The organism is [Anoxybacillus] calidus (genome assembly GCF_013760845.1).
Classification (GTDB): domain Bacteria; phylum Bacillota; class Bacilli; order Bacillales; family Anoxybacillaceae; genus Paranoxybacillus; species Paranoxybacillus calidus.
Genome location: NZ_JACDUU010000005.1, coordinates 129,300 through 147,702 on the forward strand (window position 1 = coordinate 129,300; position 18,403 = coordinate 147,702).

Genomic DNA, 18,403 nt, shown 5'->3' on the forward strand with positions numbered 1-18,403 from the left:
CCCATGTGAAAAATTTTGAGTGTAGGAGTTGTGAAAATAATGAAAAAGTGGGTTATCGCTTTATCTACTGCCGCCTCTCTTCTCGCTTTATCGGCTTGTAATAGCGGAGATTCAGAAGTTATCGTAGAAACAAAAGCAGGTGATATTACAAAAGAAGAATTTTATAATGCGATGAAAGAACGCTTCGGAAAAGATGTCATTCGTGACCTTGTGCATGAAAAAGTATTAAGCAAAGAATTTAAAGTAACCGATAAAGAGATTGAAAAAGAAATGGAAAATCTGAAAAAAATGTACGGTCCGCAATATGAAATCGCTGTTCAACAAAACGGTGAGCAAGCGATTAGAGATATGGTGAAGCTTGACCTTTTGCGGCAAAAAGCAGCGATGAAGGATGTTAAAGTAACAGAGAAAGAAATGAAAAAGTATTATGATGAATACAAACCAAAAATAAAAGCAAGCCATATTTTAGTGGACGATGAAAAAACGGCAAACGAGATTAAAGCAAAGCTTGATAAAGGAGAGGACTTTGCAAAGCTTGCAAAAGAATATTCTAAAGATCCGGGCTCTGCGAAAAATGGCGGCGATTTAGGATGGTTTGGATCTGGAGAAATGGTGAAAGAATTTGAAGACGCGGCATATGCGCTAAAAGTAGGAGAAATCAGCAAGCCTGTAAAATCGGAATATGGTTATCACATTATTAAAGTAACAGATAAAGAAAAGAAAAAATCATTTGAACAAATGAAGGAAGAAATCGAGTTTGAACTTAAGAAGAGCAAGCTTGACCCTGCGAAAGTCCAATCTGAAGTGGAAAAGTTAGTGAAGAAAGCGGACGTAAAAGTAAATGATGATCAATTAAAAGAGGTTTTTGAATCGGGTGAAAAGAAATAAAGAGGCTATTTCAAAGCATTAGCTGAGTCATGATTGTTAAAAAAGAGGCTGACCAAAAAGCAAGTGTCAGACCCCGCAACCATCATATATAGGACATCACAATGGATACTATATATTGTGAGTTATGCGTGAGGTTAGACACTTTATAGGTCAGCCTCTTTTTTATTTTTTATTATTGAATGGCAGAGTGAATAGCTGTAGCGATTTCCTGTAAGTCCTCAAATGAGTATTCACTTTGATGCGACTTCCAAACGGCTCCGAATCCGTCACCTTTTCCATAGCGGGGAATTAAATGCATATGGAAATGGAAAACGGTTTGTCCAGCATGTTCCTTATTGTTGTTTAAAATGTTTAATCCAATTGGTGAAAAGCTTTCATTGATAGCATTCGCAATTTTTGGAACAACAGAAAACAATTTTCCAGCAATTTCAGGTGTAAGTTCAAATACATCTTTTTTATGTACCTTTGGTATTACTAATGTATGACCTTTTGTCACTTGGCTAATGTCGAGAAAAGCGATAACATGTTCATCTTCATATACTTTTGCACACGGAATGTCCCCATCGATGATTTTGCAAAAAATGCAATCGCTCATTATATCCCATCCTTTCCATCATTTTATTCGTATTGTAACACAAAAAAAGGAACAGAGTGTACAGCAGATTTGTGTACACCCTGTTCGTGTGAAAAGGGGAAGAGTTTTTACAAATACCTCATTGATAAAAGGGATAGAAAATGAGTTGCTTTCTGCTTAGATGGATCATCCCTTTATCATTGTAGGTATTTTTAAGCCCTACAATTACAATTGATGATCTTTGATGAACACCTCATTTACGAAAGAGTTTTTATAGGCAACTGTTGAGAACTTCTATTGTTTCTCGCGTGCCGTAGACACCTCATTTCAAAAGTGTGTTCTTAAATTTGCAGTGTTTTACTCACTTTGTTCAAGATGACCATCCCCTATTTCAGGTAAGGTAAAGAGAAATGAGTGTGATACTACAGTAAGTGGTCTTTCGTAAACACCTCATTTCAATGTTGATGAGTTTTTCATCCAACATTGTTTTTTCTCATCCCCTCTTCGTTCATTATGATGCCCGGATATGAAAAGACTATTCCGTTTTTTTGTAGATATTTTTGGAAAGGAGCTTATTGCTTTGATACAATAAAAGTGAATAATGGGATTAGAGAGAGAGGATAAAGGAAATATGACATTGCTTGAAGTGCAAAACCTTTACGGAGGATATACAAATAAAAACGTGCTTGAAGATGTTTCATTTGTTGTAAAACGAAAGGAAATAGTCGGTCTTATCGGCTTAAACGGAGCTGGGAAAAGCACAACAATCAAACATATTATCGGACTTATGGAACCGAGGAAGGGGACGGTTTCGATTAATGGAAAGACGTTCGCTGATGATCCGGCAGCTTACCGTTCCCAATTTACGTACATACCGGAAACACCGATCCTTTACGATGAGTTAACTTTACAGGAACATTTAGAATTGACAGCGATGGCATATGGCTTAAATAAAAACGAGTATGAGCAACGATTAGAGCGGTTGTTAAAGGAATTCCGGATGGAGAAAAAGTTAAAATGGTTTCCTGCGCATTTTTCAAAAGGGATGAAACAAAAAGTCATGATTATGTGCGCCTTTTTAATTGAACCTCCCCTTTATATTATCGATGAGCCGTTTGTTGGTCTTGATCCGCTTGGGATTCAATCGCTGCTTGATTTAATGAATGCGATGAAGGAAAGAGGAGCGGGGATTTTAATGTCGACTCATATTTTGGCAACAGCTGAACGATATTGTGATTCATTTGTTATTCTTCATAATGGAAAAATCAGAGCGAAAGGTACGTTGGAAGAGTTGCGTCAGCAATTTCAGCTGCCGTCAGCCACGCTTGATCAAATTTATATCCAACTGACAAAGGAAGAAGACCTATGATTGATGGCAAGCAGTTATGGAAACAGCGGGTCATTGCTTATTTCAACGAACTTAAGCGCTACTTGCGCTATATGTTTAATGATCACCTATTGTTTATTTTGTTGATTGGAATTGGTGCAGGTGCCGTTGCTTATAAACAATGGGTGAATGGATTGTCGTATGATTTTCCATTTGCGTTTGTAGTTTCATTGGTTTTGGCGCCATTTTTAACGCACAGTCCAGTTCAAACACTTTTGAAAGAAGCTGATCTCGTTTTTTTATTGCCAGCAGAAAAGCAATTGACTCCTTATTTTCAACGTGCCTTTCTTTTTAGCCTAATGATGCACATATATATGCTTCTCATTGTCATTGCAGCTATTTCGCCTTTGTATGCAAAGTTTTCACATGTATCATTTTTGTTTCTATTTATTGTGTTGTTGTTGCTGAAAGTTTGGAACATGTGGATTACTTGGAAAGGAAATTATTTTATTGAGCCAATCATGCATCGTTTAAGCTGGGGCGTGCGTTTGGTGCTCAATTTCTTGTTTATGTATTTTTTACTTGCCAAAGCGCCTATTGGTTTTACGGCAAGTTTATCGGCGATTATGCTTATATTGCTTGGCTATTTTGCAAGGGCGACGAAGCAAAAAGGATTGAAATGGGAACGTCTCATTCATCAAGATGCAAAGCGCATGATGACGTTTTACCGTCTTGCGAATTTATTTACCGACGTGCCACAGCTAAAAGAACAGGTGAAACGCCGCAAATGGCTTGATGTATTTTTACCGCTCGTTTCGTATCGTCAGGAAAACACGTTTTTGTATTTATATATGCGGACATTTTTTAGAGCGAGCGACTATTTGGGACTTTATATTCGCCTTATCATTATCGCCTGCTTGCTTATTTATATTGTTCCGTCTAGTTATGGAAAAAATATAGTGTTATTGTTTTTCATCTATGCAACAGGATTTCAATTATACACGTTATCACGCCATCATCGAACAAAAATGATGATAAAACTATATCCGATAGGAAATGAACAGAACAAACAAGCGTTACTGCGCTTTTTATTCGTTTTACTTTTCATTCAAACGATCATTTTGGCGCTGTTTGTATGGTTAACAAGCAGCTTATTTTCGGCGGTGTTGTCGTTTGTCAGCGGATTATTGTTTAGTTATATGTTTTTGTTTTTCTATGCACAAAAAAAGTGGAACTAATGGAAACTTCCATCTTTTTGATCCGTAAATAATAAAGTGAGACTACATTGTTAAAAAGGATGGAATAAGATGGAGAATTACGAACAACTCGTACGTGAACAGCTTTTCCATTGGAATAAAAAGATGATGCAAAAATCAAATTTTGTAAGCCGTCTTTCAAAACGGGCGCAGACAAAGGTCAACGAATTTCTCCCGGAAAAAGTGCACAAAGTGATGACGGAAAGTATTAAAAAAGTGGTTCAAGCTGCTTTAGTCGGCTCCGATTTTTTAACGCCAGCAAAAGATGTATCATCGCTTTCGTTATCGGAAAAAGAAAAGTTAGTAGCCGATAAGGTAAAAACGTATAAAAGGATGGCAGCCATTGAAGGGGCAGGAACGGGAGCAGGAGGGATTTTTCTTGGTTTAGCTGATTTCCCGTTACTTTTGTCCATCAAGATGAAATTTTTGTTTGAGATCGCGACTCTTTACGGTTTTGATATAAAAAAATATGAAGAGCGGTTATTTATCCTCCATGTTTTTCAATTGGCCTTTTCGAGTGATGAGCATCGTCAACGCATTTATCACATGATTAAGTATTGGGACGAAGAGAAGGAAAAGCTAGTTGATGTCGATTGGCGCATTTTTCAACAAGAATATCGCGATTATATTGATTTAGCAAAAATGATGCAGCTTGTGCCGGGGATTGGCGCGTTTGTCGGTGCGATTGCGAATTATCATTTACTAGAGCATCTTAGTGAAACAGCGATGAACTGTTATCGATTGCGCTTATTCACAAAAGGGGAGGCTCACTAAAAAGCAAGTATCAATATATAGAACATAACACGATATATTGTGAGTGGTGCGTGAGGTCAAACACTTATGATCCAGCCCCCCCATCTAACCATCTGTTATCTCTCAACCTCTACAGGTAGGAGTCTTATGGACGCTAGAAGTACGCTTTGCTCAACGAACATCAGTGGGAGATGAAGAAAACTCCCACTGATAAAGTCTCACTTTATTTAATAGCTCTGTGAAACAACGTTGTTGATTTTTTGCTGCTGTTGAGCATATTTCAATCGTTGAGAAAGGATAGCTGATTACACGTCTGATCTCCTCAATGGTGTCTGGCATACATCACCATGATTCGCTAAATAAGTAATGGCTGCTGATCCAAGCGTCTTAGCAGCAATCAACATTGCTTTTTCATCGAAATCAAATTTGGGATGATGGTGAGGGAATGGATTCTTTACGTGTTCGGCTTTCGCACCTGTAAAGAAAAAAGTTCCCTTTACGTGCTGTAAATAATAAGCGAAATCTTCCCCGCCCATGTGTGGTTCTGCTTCTTCGATAGATGTCACGTCAGGGACTTGTTTGGCGATTTCGATTAAAAATTTGGTTTCGGCTTCATGGTTAACCACAGGCGGGTAGCCGCGCGTGTATGTGTATTTATATGAACAATTGGCAGCTAAACAAGTTCCTTTTGTAATCCGCTCAATTTCTGCTTCGATTTCATCCCGCACTGTTTCATCAAACGTGCGGACTGTGCCGATAAGCTTGGCTGTGTCTGCAATGACGTTAAATGCGTTTTCAGCGACAAAGGAACCAATGGAGACAACAGCAGGGTGCAACGGGTTTACTCTCCGGCTGACGATTTGTTGTAAATTTAATACAAGTTGTGAAGCAACGACAATTGCATCTTTTGTTTTATGTGGCTGTGCGCCGTGTCCTCCTGAGCCTTGAATAGTAATTTCAAAGCGATCAGCGGCAGCCATGATTGGGCCAATACGGTATTGAATTTTTCCGGTCGGCTCTGTCGCCCATAGATGTGTGCCAAAAATGGCATCGACTCCCTCAAGGCAGCCATCTTTAATCATCGAAATGGCTCCACCCGGTGCATATTCTTCAGCGTGCTGATGAATGAGCACAATGGTACCGGCAAGTTCTTCTTTTAATTGATGAAGCACTTTGGCAAGAACAAGCAATGTCGCTGTATGTCCATCATGACCACAAGCATGCATGACTCCAGGCACAGTCGATTTATAAGGAACATCTTTTTCATCTTGAATTGGCAAAGCATCGAAGTCAGCTCTTAAGGCAACTGTCTTGCCTTGTTTAGCCCCGATAATTTTAGCGACAATGCCATTACCGCCAACTTTTTCTTTTACTGGCATGCCTAGTTTCTTATAATATTCAGCTATATATTTTGCTGTTTTATATTCTTGGAAAGAAAGTTCCGGATGTTGATGTAAATATCTCCGTATAGAGACCATTTCGTCATAATGGGTATTTAACAATTCATACAGCTGTTTCAGCATCGATTCCCTCTCCTTTTCAAACTTTTCTAACAATTTTATTCCTATTATATCATGAGATTTCCTTCATTGAGGGGATTGACTTCCACCTAAAGGAGTTAAGCAAATTACGACAGAAGATTTGAAACAGTGGCTTGTAAAGTTTTGCCCACTTTCTTGTTTTATTTATTTTTCTTATCGGCATAAGCAGAGTGGTGTTAGATGTCCATTATTTATCAGATGTCATTGGTGGATTTGCGATTGGATATATATGTTTGTTTTTATGCGTGTTCCTTTACGAAGAAGCAAGCAGCCGGAGAAAACTTCTATTTAATAAAGAACGAGGTGTACAGATGTGACTGTACACCTCGTTTTGTTGATCATTTTTCCGAGAAGTCTTTCACTTCTAAACGGAGGATAGGTGGGAGAGGTTCATATAAGGAACATTGCTACAATCGTTGTTACGATTAATCCTATCGTCACAGGAAGAAGATTGCGGCGCGCTAGTTCAAATGGATCGACCCCACAAATCGCTGCTGCCGGGATAAGCGCCCAAGGAACAAGAGTCCCGCCCCCAACCCAAATGGCAGAAATTTGCCCTAATGCTGTTAATGTGGCTGCACCTGCTCCAATGGTGGTTGAGAACAATTTAGCAATCGAGCCAGCAAGGGAAATGCCGGAAAATCCAGAGCCGTCCAAACCGGTGATTGCACCAACTCCTGCTAATGTAACGGCTCCGATTTCTTTGTTTAACGGGACAAGGTGGGCAAGAGCTATGCCTAAATCATTGACAATTCCATGTGACTGTTTAGGTAAATATTCGCCGATAATTTTCATAAATCCCGCATCGCCTAAGTAGAAAAAAGCGGCGATTGGGATTACGGGGCCAAACACTTTAAATCCGAATTGAAAACCTTCAATTAAATAATTTGTCGTTTCTTCGAGTCCTTTATGTTTGTGGGCAAGAAGAGCAATCATAATCAAAATAAAAATCGATGTTCCTCCTACTAATGCTGTTGCATCTCCGCCTTGCAAATTTAAATAATACATTGCAACAACATCAGCCGCAAACAACGATGGAATGATAAAAGCAAGCGATTTTTTTGTTGGTTTTGATAGTAGACGAGATTGCTTTTCATGGGAATCGGTGAATTTGTTTGCAATCAGTTGTTCATGCGTTTCTATGGTTAAAATTCCTCGTTTTATATCTCTGCGTAAAAAAAGGAAGGCAACAGTTACGGTAACGAATCCCATGATAAAAACGAGAGGAAGGCTAGCGGAAATAACTTCGGAGACAGGTAAACCTGCTGCATCAGCAGTTAGTTTGGGAGCGGCTTGAATGATAAAATCTCCAGATAAAGCAATGCCGTGACCGAATAAATTCATTGCCATTGCTACGCCTAATGCCGGTAAGCCGACGCGAAGGGCAACAGGCAGCAATACCGCCCCCATTAAGGCGACAGCTGGTGAAGGCCAGAAAAACCAAGAAATGACCATCATAAGCAATCCAATCGTCCAATAAGCTAATGCTGGTGTACGAATTAGTTTTGTAAAAGGAGAAATCATGACATCATTAATTCCGGTAACGGTTAACACTTTACTCATTGCAACGATAATGGAGATGACAAGTATAGTCGGCAGCAACTCTGTAATGGCAAAAATAAAGCTGTTAAAGATGCCACTAATGGAAGCGCTTAATGAATGTGTAGCTGTAAACGCTAATAAAAAGATTCCGGCAATACAAATTAATGATGTATCTCTTCGCATCATCATAAAGCTAATAATCAGCAAAATGAAGGTGGTGTAAATCCAATGTAATGCCGTTAATTCGATTCCCATATCGTTTCCTCCTCATTAATATCATCCGTTAATGCCTGTGATAATGGCCTAACTGATGTAATACAGGATATGAAAGGAGAAGTAAGATGTGAAAGCATTGGCAAGTTTTTATCAGACTTATAGGGCATTGTAGAATAAAGGAAGATTTCCACGGAAATAGTCACAAAAAAAATAATGCCGCTCTTTTTGGAACGGCATTGACAATTAATTTTGTTTAGGGATTATATAAGTTGTAACATAGGAAGGGCGGGGAAAAATGGTTTTCTGCTGCTCAATTTCCTCTTGTTTACCTCGTTTTTGATGCGCTTTTTCATATGCTTTTGATTGCTGCCAATTTTTAAAGTGTTTCTCGCTCTCCCATAACGTCATAATAATGTAGGTATCGTTAGACAAAGGACGTAATACACGGATTGCTACAAATCCAGGCTCTTTTTCGATTAATCTTGCTCGCTGATTAAAGCGATATTCAAAGATAGGTCTACCTTCATCAGTGACAGGGATGTTGTTACATACAGCAAACTTGCCGCCCAAGTCGCCTACAGAATCAAGTACTTCGTATTCGCGCGGTTCGTTAAATACAGATTTCCCCATCGTTTCATGAAGTAAAATGGTGTAATCCTCATTTTCAAGCAATAACATTTTTTCGGCAGGATGGTCATTTTTTAATTTTGTTAAATAGTCCGTTGTACCAGTTGTAATATACATCTTCACGCTCAATAGCCTCCTTACTGTTTCCTAAATTCTAGTATAAAACAGATTAGACAAAATGCCATTATTAACACTACACCTTTCTGAATGATTCTTTATCCTATGTTATAATTTTTGGAGTTCTTGTTGTTTATTAATGATTTTTTCTTAACTTTATTGAGCAAGAGATTTACGGACAATAATCGTCGATTTTTTGAAACTTTATGTCATTCTCTATACATTGGTGAAGGAAACTTGTATAGTTGTATTGGGAGAAGATTCGTACGTTTTAAGCTAAGTGCTTGGTTTAATGCCAAGTTTTTTAGGTAATCATGACCGTAGGAAAGGTGGAGAATTATGACGAAAAATTCTACATTTAACGATACATTTTTACGCGCCTGTCGTGGGGAAAAAACAGAATATGTCCCTGTATGGTATATGAGACAGGCTGGTCGTTCTCAGCCAGAATACCGGGCGTTGAAGGAAAAATATTCTCTGTTTGAAATTACGCATCAACCGGAGTTGTGTGCTTATGTGACACGGCTGCCTGTTGAGCAATATAATGTCGATGCAGCGATTCTTTATAAAGACATTATGTCACCGCTTCCAGCAATTGGCGTTGATGTCGATATTAAAGCAGGAATTGGTCCGGTGATTTCGAATCCAATTCGTTCACTTGCTGATGTAGAAAAGTTAGGTGAAATCAACCCGGAAGAAGACGTTCCTTACGTGCTTGAAACGATTAAGCTATTAACAACTGAACAGCTAAATGTTCCGCTTATCGGCTTTGCCGGCGCACCATTTACACTGGCAAGCTATATGATCGAAGGCGGTCCATCCAAAAACTATAATAAAACAAAAGCGTTTATGTATGCTGAGCCAAAAGCGTGGTTTGCTCTGATGGACAAGTTGGCGGATATGACGATTCGCTACGTAAAAGCGCAAATCCATGCAGGTGCCAAAGCGATTCAAATATTTGATTCTTGGGTCGGAGCGCTAAATGTACAAGACTATCGTTACTTCATTAAACCAACGATGGAACGAATTTTCTCAGCGCTTCGTGAAGAGAATGTTCCATTAATTATGTTTGGTGTCGGTGCAAGCCATTTAGCGAACGAATGGCATGATTTGCCGCTTGATGTCGTTGGGTTAGATTGGCGTCTTTCGATCAAAGAGGCAAGAGAAATGGGAATCACAAAAGCCGTGCAAGGCAACCTTGACCCAGCTGTATTGCTTGCACCATGGGAAGTCATTGAGGAAAGAGTGAAAGATATTTTGGAACAGGGGATGGAGCACCCAGGTTATATATTTAACTTAGGACATGGCATTTTCCCACAAATTCAGCCAGAAACGTTAAAACGTTTAACCGCCTTTATTCATGAATATACTGCTAAAAAAGCATAAAAAAGGGAACAAAAGGGGTTTTCGTTCAAAATAATAAGGGTAATTACAAATACATGAGGTGTAAAGAATGACGAAGAAAAAAATGGGGTTACTTGTAATGGCATATGGCACCCCTTATAAAGAAGAAGATTTAGAGCGTTATTACACACACATTCGTCGCGGCCATAAACCGTCTCCGGAGATGCTTCAAGAATTGAAAGAACGTTATGATGCCATCGGCGGGATTTCCCCGCTTGCAAAAATCACGTTAGAACAAGCAGAAAGTTTAGAAAAACGTCTTAATGAAATTCAAGATGAAATTGAATTTAAAATGTATTTAGGTTTAAAGCATATTGAGCCGTTCGTTGAAGATGCTGTGCAGCAAATGCATGTAGATGGTATTAAAGAAGCGGTAAGCATTGTTCTTGCTCCACACTTTTCGACATTTAGTGTGAAATCATATAATGGCCGTGCTAAGGCAGAAGCGGAGAAATTGGGCGGTCCTGAAATCCATGCGATTGAGAGCTGGTATGCGGAGCCAAAATTTATTGATTATTGGGTCGAAAAGATTAAGAAGATATATGCGCAAATGAGCGAAGAGGAACGGGAAAAAGCTGTTTTAATCGTATCAGCGCATAGCTTGCCGGAAAAAATCCTTGCTATTGGCGATCCATATCCAAAGCAGTTACAGGAAACAGCGGATTTAATTGCCGAAAAAGCCGGTATTAAGCATTATACAATTGGTTGGCAAAGCGCGGGAAATACACCAGAGCCGTGGCTTGGTCCCGATGTACAGGATTTAACAAGAGAATTGCATGAGCAAAAAGGATTTACATCTTTTGTTTATGCTCCAGTTGGATTTGTTTCTGACCATTTAGAAGTGCTATACGACAATGATATTGAATGTAAAAATGTTACAGATGAAATTGGCGCAAACTATTACAGACCAGAAATGCCAAATGCGAATCCACAATTTATTGATGCTTTAGCAACCGTTGTTCTTAAACATTTAAAACGTTAAGAAAATTGATTAAAGAAGGCGATGAACAAGTGAGTAATGGAAAGAAAACAGTCGTCATTATTGGCGGTGGAATAACGGGAATTACGACAGCTTACTATTTACAAAAAGAGATCAAAGAGAACGGGTTAGCGATTGAATGCAAGTTAGTGGAAGCCACTCATCGGTTAGGCGGAAAAATTCAAACCGTTGTTAAAGATGGATTTGTCATTGAGAGAGGCCCTGATTCGTTTTTAGCAAGAAAATTGAGCGCTTCCAGACTTGTTAATGAGGTTGGTTTAAGCGATCAATTAGTGCATAATGCAACAGGAAAGTCATATATCCTTGTAAAAGGGAAACTTTATCCGATGCCAGGCGGATCGGTCATGGGAATCCCGACGCAAATCGGTCCGTTTGTGACAACTGGATTATTTTCACCAATTGGAAAATTGCGTGCAGCGGCTGACTTTATTTTGCCACCGACGAAAACGGAGGGAGACATCTCTTTAGGCCAGTTTTTCCGCAGAAGATTGGGCGATGAAGTCGTTGAAAACCTTGTCGAACCGCTTTTATCAGGAATTTATGCAGGTGATATTGATCAATTAAGCTTAATGGCTACGTTTCCGCAATTTTTCCATGTTGAACAAAAGCACGGCAGCTTGATTTTAGGAATGAAACAGTCTACTCCTAAACCGAAGCAAGGACATACAAGTCCAAAAGGGATTTTCCAAACGTTAAAAACAGGATTGCAGTCACTCGTAGAAGAAATTGAAAATCGATTGGAACCTGGAAGCGTTTTGAAAGGGCTTCGGGTTGAGAAGATTGAAAAGAAAGAATTTGATTATGAGCTAACATTAAGCAACAGCGAAATTATGAGAGCGGACGCGATTGTTGTTGCTACGCCACATCAAGCTGTACCGGCAATGTTTTCACAATATGAGTTTTTTGCGCCTTTCAACCATATGCCGGCTACATCGGTTGCTACCGTAGCGCTTGCGTTTCCAGAAGCAGCGATTCAGCATGATATTGACGGCACAGGCTTTGTGGTCTCACGCAACAGTGATTATACGATTACCGCCTGCACATGGACCCATAAAAAATGGCCGCATACGGCTCCGAAAGGAAAAGTGCTGCTTCGCTGTTATGTCGGACGAGCTGGCGATGAGGCGATTGTCGAACAGGCAGACGATGAGATTGTGAAAGTTGTAATGGATGATTTAAATAAAATTATGAATATTACCGCATCACCAGAATTTTCGATTGTGACAAGATGGAAGCAAGCGATGCCGCAATACGTAGTTGGACACAAGGAACGGCTTGAAAAGATAAAAGAAAAGATGACAGAGCAGCTTCCAGGGGTGTTTTTAGCAGGAAGTTCTTATGAAGGGCTAGGGATACCAGATTGTATCGATCAAGGAGAAGAAGCTGTGAAAAAAGTACTTCATTATTTACAATCTGGCACAAAAGAGGTGATTGAGGTTAGCTAATTGTTAGTTAACCTCTTTATCCCGTTCTAATCGTCCGTAAGACTCCCACCTCTACAGGTGGAAGATAACGGACGCTAGAAGTGCGATAAGTTCAACTAACATCAGTGGGGGATGAAGCGATCCCCACTGATGAAGTTGAACTTTATTTTTATCAAAAAGTATGCTACTCTTTAATTACGAAATGACCAAAATGTTCATTTAGTCAATTTGAGGGATGAGGGAAATGGTTGTTAATCGAAAACAACAAATTATTGATGCAGCGACAAAGTCGTTTTCTCTTTTTGGCTATAAAGCAACGACAATGGACCAAGTCGCGAAGTTAGCGAATGTAGGAAAAGGAACGATTTATACTTTCTTTAAAAATAAAGAAGAATTGTTCGATGAAATTGTCTCGACATTAATTTTAGAAATGAAAGAAGCGGCAGAACAGGTGATTGACCCCCAGCTCAGCTTTTTTGAAAACGTGCATCGGGCGTTGTACCGAATTTTGGAATTTCGCAAACAGCATCAGTTAACGATTAAGTTATTTCAAGAAGAGCGGGAAATGGGGACACCAGCTGTTCAGGAAGTAATGAAAAAATTAGAGAGCGCCATTATTGCTTACATTAAGCAAAAAATTGAAGAAGCGATTGAAAAAGGAGAAATTCGTCCTTGTGATGCCGAAATTACCGCTTTTCTTATGTTGAAGTTGTATGTCGCCCTTATTTTTGACTGGGAGAAAAATCACGAGCCGCTTGAGAAAGAGAAAATTGCTGAATTGTTTGAACTATATTTTTTAAAAGGATTGTCAAAATAGATAGTCCTTCTTCTTTTTTGTTTCGACTGACTGAATGAACAAAATGGTCAAATATCCTGAAAGGGGGAGTAATATGCGGGCGTTTTCCCTATTTTTTGAGGAATTAAAAGCAATGGTGACAAACCGGAAAATTTTAATTCCTGTGATTGCTGTATTATTTATTCCAGTGCTATACAGCGGTATGTTTTTATGGGCATTTTGGGACCCATATGGCCATCTTGATGAATTGCCTGTTGCTGTTGTAAATAATGATAAAGGCGCAGTTTTCAATGGAGAAAAACTAGAAATCGGCGATGAGCTAGTGAAAAACTTAAAAGAAAATAAACAGTTTTCTTGGCACTTTGTCGATGAAGAAGAGGGAGAGAAGGGATTAAAAAATCAAAAATATTATATGGTGATAAAAATCCCGGAAAACTTCTCGAAAAATGCGACAACGTTACAAGATGAGCATCCGAAAAAGATGGAGTTAATTTATATGCCGAATGAAAGCTTTAACTTTTTGTCGGCACAAATCGGCAGTACAGCCGTAGAAAAAATTAAAGAAGAAGTTTCCAATACGTTAACGGCAACTTACGCGGAAACGATGTTTGATAACATTAAAAAAGTAGCAAAAGGATTAAATGATGCAGGCGAAGGTGCCGGAAAACTTCATGATGGAATTGTCATCGCCAAAGATGGATCTACAGAAATTTACAAAAACTTAAGAGTATTAGCGGAAAAATCAATTGCGTTTAAAGACGGATTACAAACAGCTGCTTCAGGCTCTGAACGTTTAAATCATGGACTGGATGAGTTAAACAATGGTTTTGCGCAGCTGAAAGATGGTCAAGCGCGACTGCTGGAAGGAGCGAAAAAGGCGGAGACAGGTTCTAAGCAATTAGCTGGCGGCTTACAACAATCACTTGCAGGAATGGAAGAAATAAATGAAAAACTTCCGCAGCTTACGAATGGTGCGGCACGATTAAAAGAAGGAGCAAGCAATCTTTCCGTTTCGTTGGAACAATGGAGACAAGGTGCGGAACAAACAAAAGCAGGAGCTGTACAAGTAAGCGCTGGACTTGAGAAAATGGTTACACAACTCGATGCAATGATTTCACAAACCGTTGATCCACAAGAAAAAGCGATGTTAGAAACATTAAAAAATAATGTGAAGCAGTTAGCCGAAGGAAGCAAGAAAGTCTCAGGAGGAATGGAACAACTCTCCACAGGGGCAGCAGCATTAAAAAACGGTGCTAGTCAACTTGCTTCTGGTGCGACGCAATTATATAATGGTCAGCTCGCTTTAAGCAATGGAATGAAACGGTTAATCGCCGGACAAGAGCAACTAGCCGCAGGTGCTGATACGTTAGCTGTTGGACAAACGAAACTCGTTCAAGGATTAACCACATTTGGTGAAAAAATGAACGAAGCAAAAAGCGGCGTTGAACAACTTGCGAGCGGTAGCGGTCAATTATCGTCAGGCTTAAATGAACTAGCCTCCGGTTCCAATCAATTACAAGGTGGTGTGAATAAACTAGCTTCTGGTTCGAGTGAGCTTGCCGATGGAATGGGAAAACTAGACAAAGGTTCCAATGAACTTGCAACGAAATTAAAAGACGGTGCAAAAGAAGTTGGAAATGTAAAAGCAAATAAAGATGTATATAACATGTTTGCCAAACCAGTTGAAGTAGAAAATAAAAAAATGAATGAAGTGCCAAACTACGGTACTGGCTTTGCACCATATTTCTTATCGTTAGGTTTATTTGTCGGAGCCTTATTATTATCAATTGTCTTTCCATTACGGGAACCTGCTGGCGTCCCAAGTTCAGGTATTAGCTGGTTTGTTGGCAAATTTGGCGTCTTGATGATTGCCGGGGTCATCCAAGCGTTATTAGCTGATACAGTGTTGCTTGCTGGATTAGGCATTGATGTGCAAAGCGTGCCAATGTTTATCTTGTTTAGCATCATCACAAGCCTTACATTTATTGCGTTAATTCAATTCCTTGTCACAACATTAGGAGATCCTGGCCGTTTTGTTGGAATTGTTATTTTAATTTTACAATTAACGACGAGCGCTGGAACATTCCCGCTTGAATTAATTCCAAAAGTGTTGCAGCCTTTTAACGCTTGGCTACCGATGACTTATTCCGTATTTGGGTTTAAAGCAGTGATTTCAAGCGGAGACTTTGCATTTATGTGGAAAAATGCTTTTATATTATTAGGTTTTACAATTATATTAGCTACGGGCACGATTTTATATTTTACAATAAAACATAAACGACAATTCCATTCAATGATGGAAGATGCGGCAGAAACTCCTAAGGCATTGTAGTCCTTAGGAGTTTTTGTTGTTAAGGGAAAATAGATCGGTTTTTAAATATCTAGTTTGCTAATGGTTGTTTCTGCTTTTTTATTAAAAAAATTTTTTGAAATTTTAAAGATTAATAGTTGAATATTGGTATAAATTACATTATAATCCGTTTATGAAAACGATTTCATTTTCTTGAGGGGGTGTTACATTTTTGCAAGAGAGGAGGTAAAAGCACGATGTCAACGATTGAAGATGTAGCTAAATTAGCCGGACTGTCGCGGACTACTGTATCAAGAGTCATTAATAATCATCCATATGTTTCAGAGGATAAGAGAAAACTAGTGATTGAAGCGATGAACCAATTAGGGTATGCTCCTAACTCATTGGCGCGAAGTCTACGAAGTCAAAAAACAGACATGATTGCACTATTGATTCCAAGAATTATAAATCCATTTTTTAGTAAATTAGTGGAATCGATAGAAATGTATGCCTCTGAACATGGCTACCAGCTTATCATTTGTCAGACGAGATATTCATCAGAAAAAGAACTGAACTATATGAATCTCTTAAAAACCAAGCAGGTTGATGGTGTTATTCTTGCTTCGATTCAAAACGACTGGGAAGTGCTTGAACCTTTCCTAGATTACGGACCAATTGTACTATGCAATGAATTTAATGAGCGCGCAAATGTTCCGTCTGTGATGCTCAATCAAATGTATGGTGGTTATATCGCCACTAAGCATTTGTTGGAACAAGGGCATAGGCGAATCGCTTATTGTTGTGGCAGCACGCGAAGCAACGTCGCGAGTCATCGTGAAATCGGGTTTCGGAAAGCGCTTTCTGAATACGGGATTGAATTTGATGAGCAATATGCGTTTAGGGATGCTTTACATAGTGAAGACGGCAGACGGGTGTTTCATCAAATGATGTCTCTTTCTGAATCGCCTACGGCTGTATTTACTGGAAGTGATGAAGTAGCAGCCGGAATGATTTCCGAAGCGAAAAAACATGGATGCAAAGTTCCGGAGGAGCTCGCTGTTGTCGGCTTTGACAATCAAACGATTACCGAGCTTATGGAACCGACGATTACTACCGTATATCAACCGGTTGAAAAGATGGCCCAAAAGGCGCTTGAAATTATGATTGAAAAAATTCATTCTCGAACATATCGACAGCGCGAAGTGTATGAATTTCCATTACGTCTTATTATTAGAGAATCGACTGTTTCAAACAAGCTTACAGACCAATAATGAAATCGTTACCATATACAGGGGGGTTAATGATGAAAAAGACAATGAAATTTTCATCAGTGATGTTAGCGCTTACAATCGGGTTGACAGCATGCTCAAACGGTGAAAATGCAGGCGAGGATAAAAAGGACAATCAGAAAACAGGAGGAAAGTCAGAAGAAGTTGTAAAAATCGTTTATGCTCGCGGACAAGATTCTACTAAAGCGACAGAGAAGATTATCGAAGAGTTTGAAAAAAAGCATCCAAATATTGACGTGGAGTTCCGCGAAATGCCTGCAGATACCGGTCAACAACATGACGCATATGTGACGATGTTAAACGCCCAGTCATCAGAAATTGATGTTATGGATCTTGATGTTGTATGGCCGGCTGAATTTGCTCAAGCTGGTTATACGTTGCCATTAGACCGTTTTATTGAACAAGATGGTGTTGATTTAAGCAAATATAACCAAGGTGCATTAGCAGCAGGAAATTTTGATGGTAAACAATGGGCAATGCCAAAATTTATCGATGCAGGGATGTTATTTTACCGCACTGACATTGTTCCGAAAGATCAAGTTCCAAAGACATGGGATGAGTTACTAGCGAAGGCAAAAGAATTTAAAGGAAAAGGAGGCACACAATTTGGTTATTTAATGCAGGCAAAGCAGTATGAAGGCTTAGTATGTAATGCTGTTGAGTTTATCGCTTCTTACGGCGGAAAAATTGTCGATGAAAATAATAATGTCGTTGTTAACAGCCCAGAAACGATTAAAGGATTGAAAAAATTAGTGGAAATTGCGAAGTCTGATGTTGTTCCAAGCAATATTACAACGTTTACGGAGCCTGAGTCTCATACAGCATTTATCGAAGGGCAATCCCCTTTTATTCGTAACTGGCCATATCAATATGCCTTAGCAAACGATCAAGAACAATCAAAAATTGCCGGTAAAGTTGGCGTAGCACCACTACCAGCTGGCGATAAAGGTTCTGCGGCAACGTTAGGTGGTTGGATGACCGCGATTAATAAATATTCTAAACATAAAAAAGAAGCATGGGAATTTGTAAAATTTATGACAGGACCAGAGGGACAAAAAATTTCGGCCATTTACGGTGGTTTAGCACCAACTCTTCCAGAATTGTTCAAGGATGAAGAAATTTTAAAGGCAAACCCATTCTTTGCTGAAGAAGGCTTTGTGAACGCATTAAACGCAGCGGTACCACGCCCTGTCGTTCCAAACTATCCAGAAGTATCAGAAATTATTCAAATCAATGTCTCTAAGGCCATTGCAGGAGAATTAACCGTTGAGCAAGCTGTTGCCAATATGGAAAAAGAAATTAAGGCAACAATGCAAAAATAAGAGTAGTTCCGTTAGCCTTCAGCTTGCTGTTATACAA

The 18,403-nt window shown here is 39.2% G+C and carries 15 protein-coding genes and 1 pseudogene; 12 read left to right on the top strand and 4 right to left on the bottom strand.

Annotation, left to right across the window (positions count from 1 at the left end; genetic code table 11):
* The first annotated feature begins 39 nt into the window (after positions 1 to 39).
* Entirely contained in the window at positions 40 to 888 is an 849-nt protein-coding gene (locus tag HNQ85_RS11215; RefSeq protein ID WP_181537808.1) for a peptidylprolyl isomerase, read from the top strand.
* 172 nt (positions 889 to 1,060) lie between these two features.
* Here the strand turns inward: HNQ85_RS11215 and HNQ85_RS11220 are convergent, their stop codons facing one another.
* Positions 1,061 to 1,483 (bottom strand): HIT family protein, encoded by a 423-nt coding sequence (locus tag HNQ85_RS11220; RefSeq protein ID WP_181537809.1) that lies wholly within the window; start codon positions 1,481 to 1,483, stop codon positions 1,061 to 1,063.
* A 610-nt stretch (positions 1,484 to 2,093) separates the two neighbouring features.
* Between HNQ85_RS11220 and HNQ85_RS11225 the strand changes: the two genes are divergently transcribed.
* The 3 genes from HNQ85_RS11225 to HNQ85_RS11235 all read left to right on the top strand — a co-directional run bounded on the left by HNQ85_RS11225 (position 2,094) and on the right by HNQ85_RS11235 (position 4,819).
* The gene (locus HNQ85_RS11225; protein WP_181537810.1) at positions 2,094 to 2,831 is read left to right on the top strand and encodes an ABC transporter ATP-binding protein; all 738 of its coding nucleotides are present in this window, start codon (positions 2,094 to 2,096) and stop codon (positions 2,829 to 2,831) included.
* Positions 2,828 to 4,027, top strand: coding sequence for an ABC transporter permease (locus HNQ85_RS11230; protein ID WP_181537811.1), 1,200 nt, complete (start codon positions 2,828 to 2,830; stop codon positions 4,025 to 4,027). Before HNQ85_RS11225 ends, HNQ85_RS11230 begins: the two co-directional genes overlap by 4 nt.
* A gap of 69 nt (positions 4,028 to 4,096) precedes the next feature.
* Complete coding sequence (locus tag HNQ85_RS11235; protein WP_181537812.1) at positions 4,097 to 4,819, top strand: EcsC family protein; 723 nt, start codon at positions 4,097 to 4,099, stop codon at positions 4,817 to 4,819.
* A 284-nt stretch (positions 4,820 to 5,103) separates the two neighbouring features.
* Here HNQ85_RS11235 and HNQ85_RS11240 read toward each other — a convergent pair whose 3' ends face one another.
* On the bottom strand, positions 5,104 to 6,321 hold the full coding sequence (locus tag HNQ85_RS11240; RefSeq protein WP_181537813.1) for a M20 family metallopeptidase: 1,218 nt from the start codon (positions 6,319 to 6,321) through the stop codon (positions 5,104 to 5,106).
* A 158-nt stretch (positions 6,322 to 6,479) separates the two neighbouring features.
* Here HNQ85_RS11240 and HNQ85_RS18060 point away from each other — a divergent pair.
* Positions 6,480 to 6,656, top strand: a pseudogene (locus tag HNQ85_RS18060) (phosphatase PAP2 family protein); the annotation flags it as partial.
* Positions 6,657 to 6,729: 73 nt separating this feature from the next.
* Here the strand turns inward: HNQ85_RS18060 and HNQ85_RS11250 are convergent.
* Together HNQ85_RS11250 and HNQ85_RS11255 are read right to left on the bottom strand one after the other, a co-directional pair.
* Positions 6,730 to 8,136, bottom strand: coding sequence for a hypothetical protein (locus HNQ85_RS11250; RefSeq protein ID WP_181537815.1), 1,407 nt, complete (start codon positions 8,134 to 8,136; stop codon positions 6,730 to 6,732).
* 204 nt (positions 8,137 to 8,340) lie between these two features.
* The gene (locus tag HNQ85_RS11255; protein ID WP_246326857.1) at positions 8,341 to 8,841 is read right to left on the bottom strand and encodes an antibiotic biosynthesis monooxygenase family protein; all 501 of its coding nucleotides are present in this window, start codon (positions 8,839 to 8,841) and stop codon (positions 8,341 to 8,343) included.
* Between the two features lie 339 nt (positions 8,842 to 9,180).
* Between HNQ85_RS11255 and hemE the strand changes: the two genes are divergently transcribed.
* The 7 genes from hemE to HNQ85_RS11290 all read left to right on the top strand — a co-directional run bounded on the left by hemE (position 9,181) and on the right by HNQ85_RS11290 (position 18,366).
* Positions 9,181 to 10,227, top strand: coding sequence for a uroporphyrinogen decarboxylase (gene hemE / locus HNQ85_RS11260; RefSeq protein WP_181537817.1), 1,047 nt, complete (start codon positions 9,181 to 9,183; stop codon positions 10,225 to 10,227).
* A 67-nt stretch (positions 10,228 to 10,294) separates the two neighbouring features.
* On the top strand, positions 10,295 to 11,227 hold the full coding sequence (gene hemH, locus HNQ85_RS11265; RefSeq protein WP_181537818.1) for a ferrochelatase: 933 nt from the start codon (positions 10,295 to 10,297) through the stop codon (positions 11,225 to 11,227).
* 29 nt (positions 11,228 to 11,256) lie between these two features.
* Positions 11,257 to 12,690, top strand: coding sequence for a protoporphyrinogen oxidase (hemY, locus tag HNQ85_RS11270; protein WP_181537819.1), 1,434 nt, complete (start codon positions 11,257 to 11,259; stop codon positions 12,688 to 12,690).
* Positions 12,691 to 12,913: 223 nt separating this feature from the next.
* A complete protein-coding gene (locus HNQ85_RS11275; protein ID WP_181537820.1) occupies positions 12,914 to 13,486 on the top strand; it encodes a TetR/AcrR family transcriptional regulator in 573 nt (190 codons plus the stop codon).
* 73 nt (positions 13,487 to 13,559) lie between these two features.
* Positions 13,560 to 15,797 (top strand): YhgE/Pip domain-containing protein, encoded by a 2,238-nt coding sequence (locus HNQ85_RS11280; protein WP_181537821.1) that lies wholly within the window; start codon positions 13,560 to 13,562, stop codon positions 15,795 to 15,797.
* A gap of 215 nt (positions 15,798 to 16,012) precedes the next feature.
* Complete coding sequence (locus tag HNQ85_RS11285; RefSeq protein WP_181537822.1) at positions 16,013 to 17,026, top strand: LacI family DNA-binding transcriptional regulator; 1,014 nt, start codon at positions 16,013 to 16,015, stop codon at positions 17,024 to 17,026.
* Between the two features lie 32 nt (positions 17,027 to 17,058).
* A complete protein-coding gene (locus tag HNQ85_RS11290; protein ID WP_181537823.1) occupies positions 17,059 to 18,366 on the top strand; it encodes an ABC transporter substrate-binding protein in 1,308 nt (435 codons plus the stop codon).
* Positions 18,367 to 18,403: the final 37 nt, after the last annotated feature.

Coding starts and splice junctions, on each gene's coding strand:
- HNQ85_RS11215 (WP_181537808.1), top strand. CDS start 40: ATGAAAAAGTGGGTTATCGCTTTATCTACTGCCGCCTCTCTTCTCGCT.
- HNQ85_RS11220 (WP_181537809.1), bottom strand. CDS start 1,483: ATGAGCGATTGCATTTTTTGCAAAATCATCGATGGGGACATTCCGTGT.
- HNQ85_RS11225 (WP_181537810.1), top strand. CDS start 2,094: ATGACATTGCTTGAAGTGCAAAACCTTTACGGAGGATATACAAATAAA.
- HNQ85_RS11230 (WP_181537811.1), top strand. CDS start 2,828: ATGATTGATGGCAAGCAGTTATGGAAACAGCGGGTCATTGCTTATTTC.
- HNQ85_RS11235 (WP_181537812.1), top strand. CDS start 4,097: ATGGAGAATTACGAACAACTCGTACGTGAACAGCTTTTCCATTGGAAT.
- HNQ85_RS11240 (WP_181537813.1), bottom strand. CDS start 6,321: ATGCTGAAACAGCTGTATGAATTGTTAAATACCCATTATGACGAAATG.
- HNQ85_RS11250 (WP_181537815.1), bottom strand. CDS start 8,136: ATGGGAATCGAATTAACGGCATTACATTGGATTTACACCACCTTCATT.
- HNQ85_RS11255 (WP_246326857.1), bottom strand. CDS start 8,841: ATGTATATTACAACTGGTACAACGGACTATTTAACAAAATTAAAAAAT.
- hemE (WP_181537817.1), top strand. CDS start 9,181: ATGACGAAAAATTCTACATTTAACGATACATTTTTACGCGCCTGTCGT.
- hemH (WP_181537818.1), top strand. CDS start 10,295: ATGACGAAGAAAAAAATGGGGTTACTTGTAATGGCATATGGCACCCCT.
- HNQ85_RS11275 (WP_181537820.1), top strand. CDS start 12,914: ATGGTTGTTAATCGAAAACAACAAATTATTGATGCAGCGACAAAGTCG.
- HNQ85_RS11280 (WP_181537821.1), top strand. CDS start 13,560: ATGCGGGCGTTTTCCCTATTTTTTGAGGAATTAAAAGCAATGGTGACA.
- HNQ85_RS11285 (WP_181537822.1), top strand. CDS start 16,013: ATGTCAACGATTGAAGATGTAGCTAAATTAGCCGGACTGTCGCGGACT.
- HNQ85_RS11290 (WP_181537823.1), top strand. CDS start 17,059: ATGAAAAAGACAATGAAATTTTCATCAGTGATGTTAGCGCTTACAATC.